Below are 13,608 nucleotides of genomic sequence, written 5' to 3' on the forward strand. Positions count from 1 at the left end.
CAGTGCGACGTGATGGCCGCTCGGGCGAGGGACGAGCCACCCGCGAACCCACCTCCGAGTCCCGATGTCACAGCCGGACCGGGTCGCCTCGTCTCGGGATGGAGCCGGGGCGCAGAGCCCCGGCCCGGACCCCTCACCTACCGAGGCGGCCCGAACCGCGACTCAACGCCAGGAGAGAACCCATGAACCTCGGCCTGTGGATCGCGACCGGACTCCTGGCCGCAGTCGCCCTGGCCGGCGGCATCACCAAGCTGTTCGTGCCCAAGGCGAGGCTCGCCGCGGCCCCCGGCGGGGAGTGGACCGCTGGTGCCAGCGTCGGCTTCGTCAAGACTCTGGGAGCGCTCGAGCTCCTGGCCGCGATCGGGCTGATCCTGCCGGCCGTGGTGAACATCGCGCCGGTCATGGTGCCGATCACTGCCGTCTGCTGGGTGCTCCTCATGGTCGGCGCCATGATCACCCATGCCCGTCTCGGCCAACACAGGCTCGTGGTGCTGAACCTGGCCTACCTGGCGCTGGCGGCCTTCATCGCCTGGGGTCGCTTCGGCCCCGAGTCCTTCGTGGCCTGACCAGGCGCACGTCCGGCCACGAACGTCCGGGTCCGTGCCGTCGTGCGAGCACGGTCCCGTCACGCACGGCGACGCGGGCCCCGGACCGGCCGTTCGACACCGTCGTCGCCGGCGACCAGCAGCTCCGCGGCCGTTACCGCCCCGTCGACGCCGACATCACCGGCCACCGCCCTGGCTCGCGCCCGGGTCCTCTGCGTCAGAGCCGTCCTCAGCGCGACCGACAGGGACGGCACGGTCGGCGTCGGACCGTCGTGAGCAGCGCCGATGCCGAGGTCAGCGACGCGGCGAGCCCAGTAGGTCTGGTCACCCCCTTGGGGCACCACCACCTGCGGCACGCCGGCCCGGGCCGCTGTGGTCGTCGTGCCCGCGCCGCCGTGGTGCACGACGGCAGCCACCCGGCCGAACAGCTCCTGCTGGTTGACCTCCCCGATGACGAGGCAGTCATCCCGGTCTCCGATCGAGGCCAGCCCCGCCCAACCACGTCCCATGATCACCCGGCGGTCCTGTGCACGGATCGCCTCCACGGCCGCCCGGGCGCTGTCCGCCCCCACCGTTCGCATGCTGCCGAACCCCAGGTAGACCGGCGGCTCGCCGGCCGCCAGGAACGTCAGCAGCTCGGCCGGGAGCGGCCGTTCGTCGGGCAGGATCCAGGCACCGGTCTGCACGACGTCGAAGCGCTCCGCCCCGCGCCACGGAGCCAGTGCCGGGTCGGCGGCCAGCAAGGGCCGGGACGTGAACAGGAACTCGCCGACGTCACCGACCGGTGGCAGACCGATCGAGGCGCGGTGGGCGTTGACAGGCCTCCCGAACAACTCGTCGAAACCCCGGCCGTCCAGGCCGTCCAGCACGTCCGGGCAGAAGAGCGCGGACCGGTACGGGAGCCCCAGCTCCTCGGCCACGGACGGCCCGACGAACTGCGACATGGCGGTCGCCACGACCACGTCGCAGTCCGCGGCCGCCGCGGCCACCGTGCCGTACTGCGCGGCGATGAAGTCGGCCACGCGCTGGTGGCGTTCCTCCGCGGTCGGCGGCCGCTCCCACGAGCGCCATGGTCTGTCGAACGGCACCCTCGGCACGCCTGCACGACTCGACAGCTCCGTGAACTCCTCGTCCGGAGGTGCGCACATCCGCACCTCCGCGCCGCGCGCCCGCAGCTGCACCGCGAGAGCCACGAACGGTTCGACGTCGCCTCGTGACCCGTACGTCGACAACAACACGCGCATGCCGGGACTCCTCCATCCGTCGGTCTCGCCGGCCGGCCACCGACGCCGGGGACGCGACCCTGCCCGAGCCGCACCCCGGGCGCTGCGAGTCCTACGTCGGTCCATCGCTGCCGGCACTCAGCGACCGCGAGCTTCCTTGACCTCCCGGTGGAGGGCCCAGGCGTCGGCTACCGGGCCCAGATGTCGGAGCTTGTCGGGGTTGCCCACCGAGTGGATGGCTTGGACCTGCCCTCCCAGCAGGTCCAGTGCGAACGTGAAGGCCACCCTGCCCTCACGGTCCCGGAGGATCGCGCCGGGCTGACCGTTCACCTCGCGCTGTTCGACCGTCGCGCCGACCCGGGCGAGCCCGGCGAAGATCGCCGCAAGCAGGCGCGCGACCTTGTCCGCGCCCACCACGGCGCGGCTCAGTGCGGGGGCCTTGCCTCCGGCGTCGCCCACCAGCTGGACGTCCGCGGCGAGCACTGCCCTCAGTCCCTCGACATCGCCGTCGCGGAACGCGTCGAAGAACCGGGCTGCCAGCACGTCTCGTGCCCGGCGGTCCGCCTGGAACCGTGGTCTTCCGCTGTGGATGTGGTTCCGAGCTCTCACCAGCAGCTGGCGACAGGCGGCCTCCGATCGACCCACCGCAGCGGCCACGTCGGCGAAGTCGTAGGCGAAGACCTCACGCAGCACGAACACCGCGCGCTCGAGGGGCGAGAGGCGTTCGAGCAGCAACAGTGCCGCCATGGACAGGGAGTCCGCCAGCTCCGCCGACCGGGCCGGATCCTCGTACGGATCGGCGAGCAAGGGCTCGGGCAACCACTCCCCCACGTACTGCTCGCGCCGGACGCGCGCCGAGCGGAGCACGTCGATCGAGATCCTGGTGACCACCGCGGAGAGGAAGGCCCTGGGTGATCTGGGCCGTGTCGGAGTGGCCTCGTAACGCAACCAGGCCTCCTGGACCGCGTCCTCCGCCTCTGCCACGCTGCCGAGCAGGCGGTAGGAGAGGGAGAAGAGCAGGGGCCTGAACTCCTGGAACTCCTCGGTGCGGCTCACGACATCCCCCTCCGCCGTCACGCCAGTCCTTCCTTGAATCCCTGACGCCACGAGGGGTGGCGCAACACCCAGCCCAGCTCGCGCTTCGCCTTGGCGTTGGAGAAGCCCCGCCCCTGCGTCATCATGCCGACCGCCATGTCGCCCGCTACCACGCGAGCGAGCCACGCCGGGATCCGCAGCGGCGGCTTGGCTCCCGCGCACTCGGCGAGGAAGGGCAGCCACTCCGAGACCGGCGCCGGCTCGTCGTCGACGATGTTGTAGACGCCCGCGCGGTCCTGCTCCACCGCCAGGACCGTCGCACTGGCCGCGTCGTCCACGTGGACCCACGAGGTGTAACCGGCGCCCCCTCCCACGATCGGGAGCATGCGCCTGCGCACCCATGCGATCTGCTCGTCGTTGGCTCCCGATCCGTAGAAGGCGCCATATCGCAGGACGACCCCGCCGGCTTCGGTGACAACCTGCTCCATGTGGACGATCGCCGTGGTCCCCGCTGTCACCTCGAGCGGATCGTCCTCCGTCTTGACCCACCCGCCCTCACGGGCACCGTTGAAGCTGGCGTGGCTCTGGGTGACGATCCGTGAGCCGCCGGCTGCGTCGGCGGCGGCCAGGAGGTGCTCGATCCCCTCGGCGCGGAGCCGGTTCGTGACCGCGAAGAACCGGTCGGGCCGTCGCGGGTTGGGCTTGCCTGCGTGTCGTCCGGAGAGACCGGTCATCTGGTTGACGATGACGTCCGGCTTGGCTGCCGCGACCACCTCGCCGACCGACAGCGGGTCGAGTCCGTCCATGACGTGCCCCTCGGCGCCCAGCCGCTGCAGGAGTTCCAGCTTGGCGGAGTCCGTGGTCGTCGCGCTCACCTGATGCCCTCGCGCGACGAGTGCGGACACCACACCGCGCCCGATGACCCCGCTTCCCCCTGCCAACAACACTCGCATCGTCCGCTCCGTCGTGTCTCGTCGTCGGTATGGAGTAGACGAGACAGCGCGGCCTCCTGTGACGACCTTGTGTCCGTGCAGCCGCAGAGTCCGCCGCGGTCCCGAACGGTGGCGCTGAGAGCATTCGCCACCGGGTCGAGATGGTCACGGATTCGTGCGGCGGAGGACGACCGGACCGGCTTCGCGTGGCGGCCCCACCGGACGATCGCTCGTGCAGCTGCGGTCAGGTGTCAGTCCGGCGTGTGCGTATGTACCGTGTCGCCCCTCGGACACCACGTGATGCGTACCGGCGTCTTCCCAGGTGGCCAGCCACGCTCGTCAGGACGCGCGGCGTTCCTCGTCGAGTCGGTCCAGGAGCCAGGCTCGGGCCATCGTGGACATCGGCAGGTGCTGGCGCTCGGCGATCTCTTGGATTGCAGCGAACTGCTCCTCGGAGAGGCGGACATTGAACATCCGACTCGCTCGGTTCGGGCGGCGGATGACCGTGCCGTCCGGGTACGGCTCGCCGGTGTCGGCCTCCGCTTCCAGTCGCCGGGCGTCCTCGCGCGCGGCGCGGGCCTCGTGAGGATCAAGGTTCTTCCCCATCGTCACCCTCCTTCAGGTAGGTCGCGAGATCGCGGCCGCTGCCCGGCCAGGCGTTCATGCCGTGGAGTTCGCCGTCGAGGTCGCGATAGGCGATGACGACGATCACCTTGCCGGCGGACGGCGAACAACCGATGAAGCCGGTCGCGCCAACCCGAGACGTCGGGTACGGCGAGGGTTCGACGAGCCGTGCATCGGCCGTCACCTCCACCGTCCACGCCGGCGCGATGTCGAGCGCACCCGCGTACCGACTCGAGCGTCCGGGTTCGCCATTCGGGCGGTCCGTCCCAGTGCGTGGGGTCGACGCCCGTCGGGCGCCCAAGAGCGGCTCGGCCCGCCTTCGACCCTTCCGCGGATGACGCTCACGAGCACGTAGGGACCGGTGTCCCGCGTCCTTGTGGCCGTCGTCGGCTCAGCGGGCACGTCGGGGACGACACCGGCTCGTCATGGGCTCCTCGACTCGTCGACGCGTGGTCACGCGCGCGGGCCCGGTCGGCACCGCAGCGCCGGTCGCCACTGTCCGGCCGGCCCGTCGCCACGCCGTCACGAGGACCACTGGTCCGGTGACAGGAGCGTGACGACCGGGTGACGGAATCCGTGCCACGGTGCCCGGCGTCGGGTCAGCGACCGCCGGAGTCGAGCCGCCGGCGGCCGCCCTCGGCACCGTCCCTAATGCCCACACAGGAGCGAGCGATGACCGACACCATGACGTCCGCCGCCGACAAGGCCCAGGCCCGCCAGGAGGTCGCGATCTGGCGCTACCGGCTGTCGACCAGCCCCGAGGACGCCGCCGCCTTCCTCAACCAGCCGCCGGCACAGACGGCCGGCCAGGCGATGGTCTGCCGGAGGGACGACGGGCGCGTCGACACCTGGTACTTCCTCTGAGCCCACGCGTGGGCCCCTCGGGCGTGATCGCCCGGGGGCCCACGCCCACCCGTCGTCGGCCCACCCTCGAGAGCGGGAGCACCAGCATGGGCACCATCTACCGGATCCACCCGACCATCGGCATCGCGCGCGTGGGCAACCATGCGACGGCCTCCTTCGTCGGCCCGGAGTCGCCCGGGTCCCCGGGCGTCGAGATGGGCGCCGACGGGACCGAGACACCCCTCACCGCCTACAAGGCCGCGGGCCGGATCAAGCGCCAGGCGGCCCGTTTCCGGGTCTTCGAGTACGAGGAGACGGCCGACGGCGCGGTGGAGCTGCGCGGCGAGGTCGGACCGGACGCGGAGGTCGACTGGACCGTCGACCTGGTCAACCGCAAGGCGGCCCTCGACCGCACGGTCGGACCGGCGCGGCCGCGCAACACCGGCGTCGCCGACCGGCGCACCCTGGTGATCCGCAACCCGCAGCCGGTCGGCATCTGCGGCCCGTCCCAGCCCGCCGTCCGCCTGCGCGGGCGCTTCCTCGGCACCCAGGTCCACATCGGGGAGCTGCGCACCGACCCCCGGGGCCGCCTCCTGGTCCTGGGCGGGCACGGGACCAGCGCGTCCGTGCCCCCGGGCGTGCCGCTCACCAACTTCGCCAACAACGACCGCTGGTACGACGACGTCGCCGACGGCCCCGTGACGGCAACCGTGACGTCGCCGGGCGGCAGCCCCGTCCCCGTGCAGGGCACGGCGTGGGTGGTCGTAGCCCCGCCCGACTTCGCGCCGGGCATCACCTCCATCGTGACCCTGCACGACATCGCGACCCAGGCCGCGATCGACCGGGGCTGGCTGACGCCGGAGCAGCGTCCCTCGTTCACCCGGCACATCCGGCCGTTGGTCGAGCGGACCGCGGACATGCGCTGGGTCGACGACTACGCGGAGTGGGAGGACTTGCAGCCGCTGGACCTGACCCGCCTCGCCGACCCCTCCCCCGCGGCGCGGCCGCTGCGGCAGCGGGTCGCGGGCCGGGTGCGGCAGCCGGGCCTGGCGCGCTTCCGGCTGCCCCCGTTCCTGCGGACCTACCTCGACCAGTGGGTCGCCGGCGACTTCGTCGACGACCACGGCACGCACCTGGCCGACCCGCCGCTGCCCGAGCAGCTCGACCGGGCCGCGCTCGAACAAGGCTCGGGCAACAACTTCTTCCCGGGCATCGAGGCCGGGCAGACGCTGCAGGACCCGGCGATGTACGGCGGCCCCTACCGGCTGGACGCCGCCCACACCGCGCTGGTGTACCCAGGCTGCCTCACCGAGGTGATGGCGCTGCCGTGGCAGGCCGACTTCCGCGACTGCGACGGCGGGGTGTGGTGGCCCTCGCAGCGACCGGACCTGGTGATGACCGACCCGGACGACATCCCCGGCAGCGAGGCGGAGTGGGAGAACCCCATCCAGCTCTACCGGGAGATGGTCGACGACGTGCAGCGCCTCGGCTTCGTCGTGCCGCGCGCCCACCAGGGCCAGCAGGTGCATGTCGAGGTCGAGCGAGACCCCGCCTTCCCGCGCCAGTGAGCGGGCGGGACAGCGCGCACCGGGATGCCGCGGCCGCGCCGCGGGTCGACGTCCTGGTCATCGGCGGCGGGCCGGCCGGAGCCGCCACCTCGGTTGCCCTGGCCCGCCGTGGGAGGTCGGTGACGCTCGTCGCCCGACCGCCGGGCCGGGGGCCCCGCCTGGGCGAGACGGTGCCCGCCGGGATCGTGACCACGCTGGCCCGGCTGGGCCTGTGGAGGGCGTTCCTCGCCGACGGTCACCTGCCCTCGGCCGGCACGGTGGCGTGCTGGGGAGGTCTCACGCCCTTCGAGAGGGACGCGTTGTTCGACCCGTACGGGTGCGGCTGGCACCTGGACCGGGCGCGCTTCGAGGCGACGCTGCTCGCCACCGCGGAGGACGCCGGGGTGGACGTGCGGGCCGGTACCGTCCGCGACTGCACGCCCGACGGCGACGGCTGGACGGTGCGGGTGACCGGCCCCCTGCCGGCGACGGTGCGTGCCGGGTGGGTCGCCGACGCCTCCGGCCGGGCGGCGCGCGTCGCCCGGACCCGGGGCGCCGGGCGGCTCCGGTGCGACCGCCTGGTGGGGCTGGCCCGCTTCGCCCGGACGCCGGACGGCGGGGAGGACACCGACACCCGCACCGTCGTCGAGGCGACCGAGGCCGGCTGGTGGTACGTGGCGCCGCTCCCGGGCGGGCGGGCGGTCGCCGTCCTGTTCACCGACGCCGACCTGCTGCCCCGCGACCCGGGTGGGCGCACCCGCTGCTGGACGGACCTGCTCGCCACCACCCGGCTGGCGCGCGACCGTCTCGGCGGGGCGTCCGATCTGTCGCCGCTGCGGGCCGCGCCCGCGGACAGCGGCGTGCTCGCGCCGCCCTGCGGCCGGCGCTGGGTGGCCGTCGGGGACGCCGCGCAGACGTGGGACCCGCTGTCGGGCCGGGGGATCGCCACCGCGATGGCGTCGGCGCCGGCGGCGGCGGAGGTGCTGGTCGCACGGCACCCGGACACCGTCGCGCTCGACTGCTACGCGCGGCAGGTACGGGACGTCTTCGGTGCCTATCTCCGCGAGCGCGCGGTGCAGTACGGGCGGGAGCGCCGATGGGTCCACAGCCCCTTCTGGCAGCGGCGCGCCGGTGTGCTCAGGCTGGGTGCCCCTCCTCGATCCACCGGGCGAACAGGTCCATCTGCGCGGTCGTCCACGGCCGGTGCGGAGGGGGCGGCATGACCGCGCCGTCGTCCCCCCTCAGCCGCTGCAGGACCACCTCGGCCGCGTCCCGGACACCCTCGTAGCTGCCCAGGTCGACGCCGGAGGGCCTCATGTGCTCGACGTCCACCGGCCGGAAAAGCGGGCCGATGTCGCGGGCGAAGCTGGTGGTCGCGGCCGGCGGCGTCGTCCGGGCGGCGATGAGGACCAGCCGCTGACGGTCCGAGTCCGCCAGCGCCTGCAGCCAGGGGTCGTCGGCGCCGTCGGCCTGCAGCGCCTCGACCATGTCGACGGCGGACTGCAGACGCCGTCCGTGCAGCTGCCAGCGGGCCGGCTCGGCACCCGGCAGGTGGACCGGGACGGGCAGGCTGAACGGCGCGGCGGCCACGCCACCGCGGGGGCCGCCCGACCGCATCGTGGTGAGCCGTCGGCCGAGAACGGCCAGCCGGGAGCGCATCTCGGCGAAAGCCCACCCGACGAGCAGCAGGCGGTCGTCGCCGGAGGCGACCAGGCAGTGCTCCACCAGGCCGAGCAACAGGCCGTAGCGCAGGTCCGTGAGCTCGGCCCAGCGGCGGGTCCGCGGGTCGGCTAGGTCCGCCGGCCGCGGGTCGGTGGGGACGTCGCGCGTCGGCGTCCACTCCCCGTCGGGGAACGCGGGGTCACGGCCCCTCCCCCGGTAGACCTGCAGGAGGCGCTCGAAGTGCGACCGCTCCCCCGAGGACGTCGGCCCCTCGCCCTGCTCGCCGATGTCCCGGACCGCCTCGCGGGCGGCGTCGCGGTCGGCGACGCGGTGCACGCGCACCCCGCCGACCTCCCAGTCCGACGGCGTCGCCTGCTGCTCCTCCGCACCGGCCAGGAAGGCCTCGTCGAGCAGGTGCCACGCCTCGGGGGGTGCCTGCGTGTAGGCCGCCTCGGCGATTCGGGCCACCGTCGCATCCCAGGGGTCGCCGCTCCCGGCACCGGCCTGCACCTGCTCCGGCGTCGCGAACACCACGCCGAGCAGGGCGTACAGGACGCCCACGCGGTTGACCCGCGGGCCGCCCGACCCCTGGGCGACGGCGACGACGTCTTCGATGCCGGGCGCGTCGGCCGGGGCCTCGGCCACCACGTACCGGGCCAGGGACGTGCGCTGCAGCGGCTGCAGGTGCAGGGCGAACGGGTAAAGGTCCTTGCGGGGCGGGAAGTCCTCCCGCTCCAGGTTGACCGGCAGGCCCAGGAGCACCAGCAGGTCCTGCACGGTCATGAGGTGGCCCATCTCCTCGCAGGCCAGCCCGAGCAGGACCCGGGGCCAGGAGCCGGCCCGTCCGTCGTCGAGGACGCGGGCGTGGCCGGGGTCCTCCTCCGGCCCCTTGAGCGACCAGGCGGCGTAGAGGTACTGGACCATCAGCGCGTGCTCGACCTCGGCGGCGGACTCGAGCAGGATCTCCGCCTTGTCCAGCGGCGACGCCCACGCCCGCAGGTCCGGCAGCGGGACGCTGACCGGGACCGCCGCGCCCGACACCCCATCGACGGCAAGTGCGGGAACGGGGTGCTCGGACCAGGTGAACTCGGGCGCGGGCACGGGTCCTCACCTCCGCCAGGTCGGGCGTACCGTCCGGACCGGGCGGCAGCGGAGCGCCGGCCGGGCCGGGAGTGGGGGTGGAGCGTCGTGGACGGAGACCCTGTGGACGAACAACTCGCGGGCAGCGACCCGGCCGCCAAGCTGAGCCCCCGGGTGACCGAGCGCCTCGCCGCCGTGGATCAGCGCAGCCCCCTCGAGGTCGTCGTCGAGATGCAGCCGGTGGCGGTGCCCGACACGGGATCTCGGGCCAGCCGGATCGAGGCGGTGAAGGCCGGCTTCGAGGAGGAGCTGCGCGGGGTGGCCGAGCGCATCGCCGCCGTCGGGGGCGAGGTGCTCGAGACGGCGTGGGTCAACCAGACGCTGCGCGGCACCATCCCCGCGGCGGAGCTCGTCCGGGTGGCGGAGGACGACGCGGTCACCGCCATCGACCTCCCCCGGCCGCTGGAGCCGGACTCCGGCACCCCGAACTGAGCAGCCCGCCCCGGGGCGTCAGGTCAGGCACACCAGCCCCGCCCCCTGGGCGGCCGGCGCCATCCCCGGCAGCGGCCGCGCGGTCGCCCGCAGCCGGTCGCGGATCTGGTCGGGGACCAGGTCGGGGTCCTGCTGCAGGAAGAGGGCGGCGATGCTGGCGACGTGCGGCGCCGCGTAGCTCGTCCCCACGCCGGCGTCCCCGAAGCCGCCGCCGACGAGGCAGCAGCGGATGCGGGCGAGGTCGCCGCCGCCAGGAGCGACCACGTCCGGGCCGGGCTTGCCGCCCGCGGGACCCCGGCTGCTGTAGTCCTCCACCCGCTCGCCGTCGAGGGCCGTGGCGCCGACGACCAGGATGCCGGCCGCGTCGGCCGGGGTGGTCATGGTGCCGGCGCCCGGGCCGCGGTTGCCGGCGCTCTTGACCACGACGAGGCCCAGCCGCCACGCATTGTCGGCGGCGCGCGCCTCGCGGCTCGTGCCGTTCCCAGCGGGCCCGGCGCCCCACGAGCAGTTCGCGACGTCCGCGCCGTCCTCCAGCGCCTGCTGGATGGCGACGGCGCCGCCGAAGTCGTCAGCGTTGCCGGCCGGGGCGGTGGCCAGGACCTTGTAGCTGGTGACGAGTACTTCGGGCGCGATCCCGGCGTCCGCCGGGTCGGCCGCGCCGACGATGCCGGCCACCGCCGTCCCGTGCGGCGACGGGTTGCCCCACGCCTCGGTGGTGTAGTTGCGCCGCTGCACGACCCGCCGGGCCAGCGCCGGGTGGGCGAGCGCGACCTCGCCGTCGATCACCGCCACCGTCACGCCGCGGCCGGTCAGGCCGGGGTGCTGCTGCTGATACGCGGGCAGGCCGATGCACCGGTGGTTGGGGACGTCGGCGTCCGCGCGCAGCCGGCGGGGCAGGTCGAGGGCCGTCACGGCGTCCGCGGCGGCCACCTCGGCGAGCGCCTCGGGAGGGGCGAACGTCCGCACCGTGCGGTTAAGCCAGCAGACCTGGTTGACCGCGGTAGGGATCTGCGGGTCGCCCAGCACCTCGGGCTGCGGGCGCAGCATCCCCCCGGAGAGCCGCTCGATCTCCTGGTACACCTCCCCCATGCTGCGGTAGCCGGCGGTCCGGGCGTCCTCCACGAGCTTCTGCCGCACGGCGGTCCGCAGCCGGACCGGCGCGCCGGTCGGATCACCCGGCACCAGCGTCTCCACGGCGGCCCGCTGGCCGGACCAGCCCGGGAGTTCGGTCAGCCGGGGGAGCACCGGGACGGGCGCCTCCTGGAACTCGACGACGGTCGCCGCGGCGGCAGTCCCGGGCGTGCGGGTCAGCCCCAGGGACTCGGTGCCTCCCGTCCGCACCCGCCGGGCGACCGCCAGGCAGTACTCGTCACTGGCCTTCTCGGCGATGCGGCTGCCCAGGGCGTCGCGCAGGTCGGCCCGGGCCGCGCGCACCTCCTCGGGGTCGATCCGGGGAGCCGACATGACGTCCTCCTCGCTGCGGACGGTCTCGTGGTCAGAAGAGCGGGACCCGGAGGACCTGACCCGGGAGGATCCGGTCGGGGTCGGCGAGCAGGTCCCAGTTGGCCTCGAACACGTCGCCCACCCGGGTGCCCTGTCCCTGGTCGCGGGCGATGGCCGAGAGCGTGTCGCCGCGGACGACCTCGTACAGCCGCCAGCCCCGCAGGCCGGTGAAGAGTGTGACCGGCACCTCGGTCAGGTCGGTGCCGGGCGGGTGCTCCCCGGAGGCGTCGTCGCCGAAGACCTCGAGGACGACGTGCACGCCGCGGGCCTGCACGAACCGGTCCAGCGAGACGGCGTGGCCGAAGTCGTCGAGGACGCCGTTGGCGCCCACGCCCCGGACCGGGGCCCTCGCCCAGGACGGTGCCGTCCTGCACCAGTCGCCACCGGACGGTCGCCTCGAACCCGGTGCCGAACCCGGCGATCGAGAATGTGGCGGCGATGAGATCGTGCCCGCGCGGCGGCCGCACCTCGATGAGACGGACCACCTGCCACCTCCCGGGAGCCGGCCGTGCCGGACAGTCGCGACGGGACGAGCGTCCGGCGGAGGCGTCACCCGGCCGTCACGGAACCGTCACAGCCCCCGCCGGGGACCGCCCGGGTCTGCGGACCGGGAGGCATGACGTGCGGGTGACGCCGCGGTGACGGTGCCCGCCGACGCTGGACCGTGACCCGGAGCGGACCGCTCCTACCCCCTCACGCCGGAGGTTCGATCCCCATGACCACCACGCCCGCGGTGCTGTCGCCTCCGGCGGCCGTCTGCTCGTTCATCCCGGACTACGTCCTCCGCAACATCGCCGAGCGAGGTGGCGACGAGGAGCGCCGCGCGGCGCTCCAGGCACTGGCGACCTCGGGGACGATGCGCTCGCTGCGCGTCCAGGCGGAGGCACGCCGGTCGGTCCTGCCGAGGTCGGCCATGCCCGAGCTGACCATCGCCCTGGCCCCACCGACCAAGGAGCGGCTCGTCCGGGACGCGAAGAACACGATGGACCTGCGCGGCCCGATCGTCCGGGCCGAGGCCGGCACGCCGAGCGAGGACAAGACGGCCGAGGCGGCCTTCGAGCGGCTGGGAACCACGTGGGACTTCTTCTTCCAGGTGTTCGCACGCAACTCGATCGACAAGGCAGGCATGCCGATCGAGGGCGTCGTCCACTACCGCCGGAACTTCGACAACGCCTTCTGGAACGGCACGCAGATGGTCTTCGGGGACGGCAGCGGGCGCCTCTTCACGCGGCTGGCCCATTCGCTGACGGTGTGCGCGCACGAGCTCAGCCACGGGGTGGTGCAGTACGACGGCCCGCTGGTCTACCAGGGCCAGTCGGGCGCGCTCAACGAGTCGATGGCCGACGTCCTCGGCGTGCTTGTCGAGCAATGGTCCCTCGGGCAGACCGTCGAGCAGGCCGACTGGCTCGTCGGCCGGGAGATCCTCGCTCCGGGCGTGAGCGGCAGAGCGCTGCGCTCGCTTGCCGAGCCCGGCACCGCCTACGACGATGATGTCCTAGGCAAGGACCCGCAGCCCGGACACATGGACCAGTACGTGGACACCGACGAGGACAACGGCGGCGTGCACATCAACTCCGGCATCCCCAATCGGGCGTTCACGCTCGTGGCCACGCGGCTCGGCGGCAACGCGTGGGAGGACGCCGGGCGTATCTGGTACGCGTCGCTGGGCCATGAGCGCTTGCTGCCGAGCGCCATGTTCCGCCAGTTCGCGCGCATAACGCGCTACGTCGCCTCGACGCTGTTCGGCACCGACAGTCGCCAGGTGTCGGCCGTCGAGGAGGCCTGGAGCGGCGTTGGCGTCGAGCTCTGATCCGACCGTCGTCGAGTTCCGGCGCACCGGCGGCTTCTTCGCCGGGAACCGGGTCGAGCTCACCCTGCGCCAGGACGAGCTCGGCCCGGCCGGCGCGGAGGCGCTTGCACGCGTGCTGCAGGGCCCGGGGCCGTCGCGCTTCGCCGGGCTGCCGGGCGAGAGCGGAGGCGCCGACGAGTACCGGTACGACCTCACGATCCGCCGCGGCGACGAGGTCGTCTCCCTCCGTTTCGACGCAAGCATGCTCCCGCCCGACCTGCTGCCGCTCGTCGACGCGCTCGAGCAGCGGGCGCTCGAGCGGCCGGAGTGAGC

The 13,608-nt window shown here is 73.9% G+C and carries 15 protein-coding genes; 7 read left to right on the top strand and 8 right to left on the bottom strand.

Features of this window, described 5'->3' with window-relative positions; all coding sequences use genetic code 11:
* The first annotated feature begins 182 nt into the window (after window positions 1-182).
* Window positions 183-566: a DoxX family protein gene (locus tag OF117_RS07315; RefSeq protein WP_263552156.1), complete on the top strand. Its 384-nt coding sequence runs from the start codon at window positions 183-185 to the stop codon at window positions 564-566.
* Between the two features lie 59 nt (window positions 567-625).
* Here the strand turns inward: OF117_RS07315 and OF117_RS07320 are convergent, their stop codons facing one another.
* The 5 genes from OF117_RS07320 to OF117_RS07340 form a co-directional block, all read right to left on the bottom strand.
* The gene (locus OF117_RS07320) at window positions 626-1,789 is read right to left on the bottom strand and encodes a glycosyltransferase (protein ID WP_263552157.1); all 1,164 of its coding nucleotides are present in this window, start codon (window positions 1,787-1,789) and stop codon (window positions 626-628) included.
* A 117-nt stretch (window positions 1,790-1,906) separates the two neighbouring features.
* On the bottom strand, window positions 1,907-2,824 hold the full coding sequence (locus OF117_RS07325; RefSeq protein WP_263552158.1) for an RNA polymerase sigma-70 factor: 918 nt from the start codon (window positions 2,822-2,824) through the stop codon (window positions 1,907-1,909).
* A gap of 17 nt (window positions 2,825-2,841) precedes the next feature.
* Complete coding sequence (locus OF117_RS07330) at window positions 2,842-3,756, bottom strand: NAD-dependent epimerase/dehydratase family protein (RefSeq protein ID WP_263552159.1); 915 nt, start codon at window positions 3,754-3,756, stop codon at window positions 2,842-2,844.
* 318 nt (window positions 3,757-4,074) lie between these two features.
* Window positions 4,075-4,347 carry a hypothetical protein gene (locus tag OF117_RS07335; RefSeq protein WP_263552160.1) on the bottom strand — a complete coding sequence of 91 codons (273 nt, stop codon included), beginning with the start codon at window positions 4,345-4,347 and terminating at the stop codon, window positions 4,075-4,077.
* Complete coding sequence (locus OF117_RS07340; protein WP_263552161.1) at window positions 4,325-4,543, bottom strand: hypothetical protein; 219 nt, start codon at window positions 4,541-4,543, stop codon at window positions 4,325-4,327. Before OF117_RS07340 ends, OF117_RS07335 begins: the two co-directional genes overlap by 23 nt.
* A gap of 488 nt (window positions 4,544-5,031) precedes the next feature.
* Between OF117_RS07340 and OF117_RS07345 the strand changes: the two genes are divergently transcribed.
* The 3 genes from OF117_RS07345 to OF117_RS07355 all read left to right on the top strand — a co-directional run bounded on the left by OF117_RS07345 (window position 5,032) and on the right by OF117_RS07355 (window position 7,972).
* Window positions 5,032-5,223 (top strand): hypothetical protein, encoded by a 192-nt coding sequence (locus OF117_RS07345; RefSeq protein WP_263552162.1) that lies wholly within the window; start codon window positions 5,032-5,034, stop codon window positions 5,221-5,223.
* A gap of 86 nt (window positions 5,224-5,309) precedes the next feature.
* Complete coding sequence (locus OF117_RS07350; protein WP_263552163.1) at window positions 5,310-6,770, top strand: LodA/GoxA family CTQ-dependent oxidase; 1,461 nt, start codon at window positions 5,310-5,312, stop codon at window positions 6,768-6,770.
* Entirely contained in the window at window positions 6,767-7,972 is a 1,206-nt protein-coding gene (locus tag OF117_RS07355) for an NAD(P)/FAD-dependent oxidoreductase (RefSeq protein WP_263552164.1), read from the top strand. Before OF117_RS07350 ends, OF117_RS07355 begins: the two co-directional genes overlap by 4 nt.
* Here the strand turns inward: OF117_RS07355 and OF117_RS07360 are convergent.
* Entirely contained in the window at window positions 7,887-9,512 is a 1,626-nt protein-coding gene (locus OF117_RS07360; protein WP_263552165.1) for a ferritin-like protein, read from the bottom strand. The two genes, OF117_RS07355 and OF117_RS07360, sit on opposite strands and share 86 nt — an antisense overlap.
* A 102-nt stretch (window positions 9,513-9,614) precedes the next feature.
* On the opposite strand from OF117_RS07360, the gene OF117_RS07365 reads away from it, so the two are divergent.
* The gene (locus OF117_RS07365) at window positions 9,615-9,983 is read left to right on the top strand and encodes a hypothetical protein (RefSeq protein ID WP_263552166.1); all 369 of its coding nucleotides are present in this window, start codon (window positions 9,615-9,617) and stop codon (window positions 9,981-9,983) included.
* A gap of 18 nt (window positions 9,984-10,001) precedes the next feature.
* Here the strand turns inward: OF117_RS07365 and OF117_RS07370 are convergent, their stop codons facing one another.
* Entirely contained in the window at window positions 10,002-11,447 is a 1,446-nt protein-coding gene (locus OF117_RS07370) for a S8 family peptidase (RefSeq protein WP_263552167.1), read from the bottom strand.
* Window positions 11,448-11,478: 31 nt separating this feature from the next.
* A complete protein-coding gene (locus OF117_RS07375; RefSeq protein WP_263552168.1) occupies window positions 11,479-11,817 on the bottom strand; it encodes a LysM peptidoglycan-binding domain-containing protein in 339 nt (112 codons plus the stop codon).
* Window positions 11,818-12,201: 384 nt separating this feature from the next.
* On the opposite strand from OF117_RS07375, the gene OF117_RS07380 reads away from it, so the two are divergent.
* The gene (locus tag OF117_RS07380; RefSeq protein WP_263552169.1) at window positions 12,202-13,296 is read left to right on the top strand and encodes a M4 family metallopeptidase; all 1,095 of its coding nucleotides are present in this window, start codon (window positions 12,202-12,204) and stop codon (window positions 13,294-13,296) included.
* Window positions 13,280-13,606: a protealysin inhibitor emfourin gene (locus OF117_RS07385; RefSeq protein ID WP_263552170.1), complete on the top strand. Its 327-nt coding sequence runs from the start codon at window positions 13,280-13,282 to the stop codon at window positions 13,604-13,606. The genes OF117_RS07380 and OF117_RS07385 overlap by 17 nt, the downstream gene beginning before the upstream one ends.
* Window positions 13,607-13,608: the final 2 nt, after the last annotated feature.

Source organism: Geodermatophilus sp. YIM 151500, assembly GCF_025716945.1.
Lineage (GTDB): Bacteria > Actinomycetota > Actinomycetes > Mycobacteriales > Geodermatophilaceae > YIM-151500.

What these genes read in the sequence shown, in the direction of transcription:
- OF117_RS07370 (WP_263552167.1), bottom strand. Translation starts at nt 11,447, where the DNA reads ATGTCGGCTCCCCGGATCGACCCCGAGGAGGTGCGCGCGGCCCGGGCC.
- OF117_RS07330 (WP_263552159.1), bottom strand. Translation starts at nt 3,756, where the DNA reads ATGCGAGTGTTGTTGGCAGGGGGAAGCGGGGTCATCGGGCGCGGTGTG.
- OF117_RS07380 (WP_263552169.1), top strand. Translation starts at nt 12,202, where the DNA reads ATGACCACCACGCCCGCGGTGCTGTCGCCTCCGGCGGCCGTCTGCTCG.
- OF117_RS07345 (WP_263552162.1), top strand. Translation starts at nt 5,032, where the DNA reads ATGACCGACACCATGACGTCCGCCGCCGACAAGGCCCAGGCCCGCCAG.
- OF117_RS07320 (WP_263552157.1), bottom strand. Translation starts at nt 1,789, where the DNA reads ATGCGCGTGTTGTTGTCGACGTACGGGTCACGAGGCGACGTCGAACCG.
- OF117_RS07350 (WP_263552163.1), top strand. Translation starts at nt 5,310, where the DNA reads ATGGGCACCATCTACCGGATCCACCCGACCATCGGCATCGCGCGCGTG.
- OF117_RS07315 (WP_263552156.1), top strand. Translation starts at nt 183, where the DNA reads ATGAACCTCGGCCTGTGGATCGCGACCGGACTCCTGGCCGCAGTCGCC.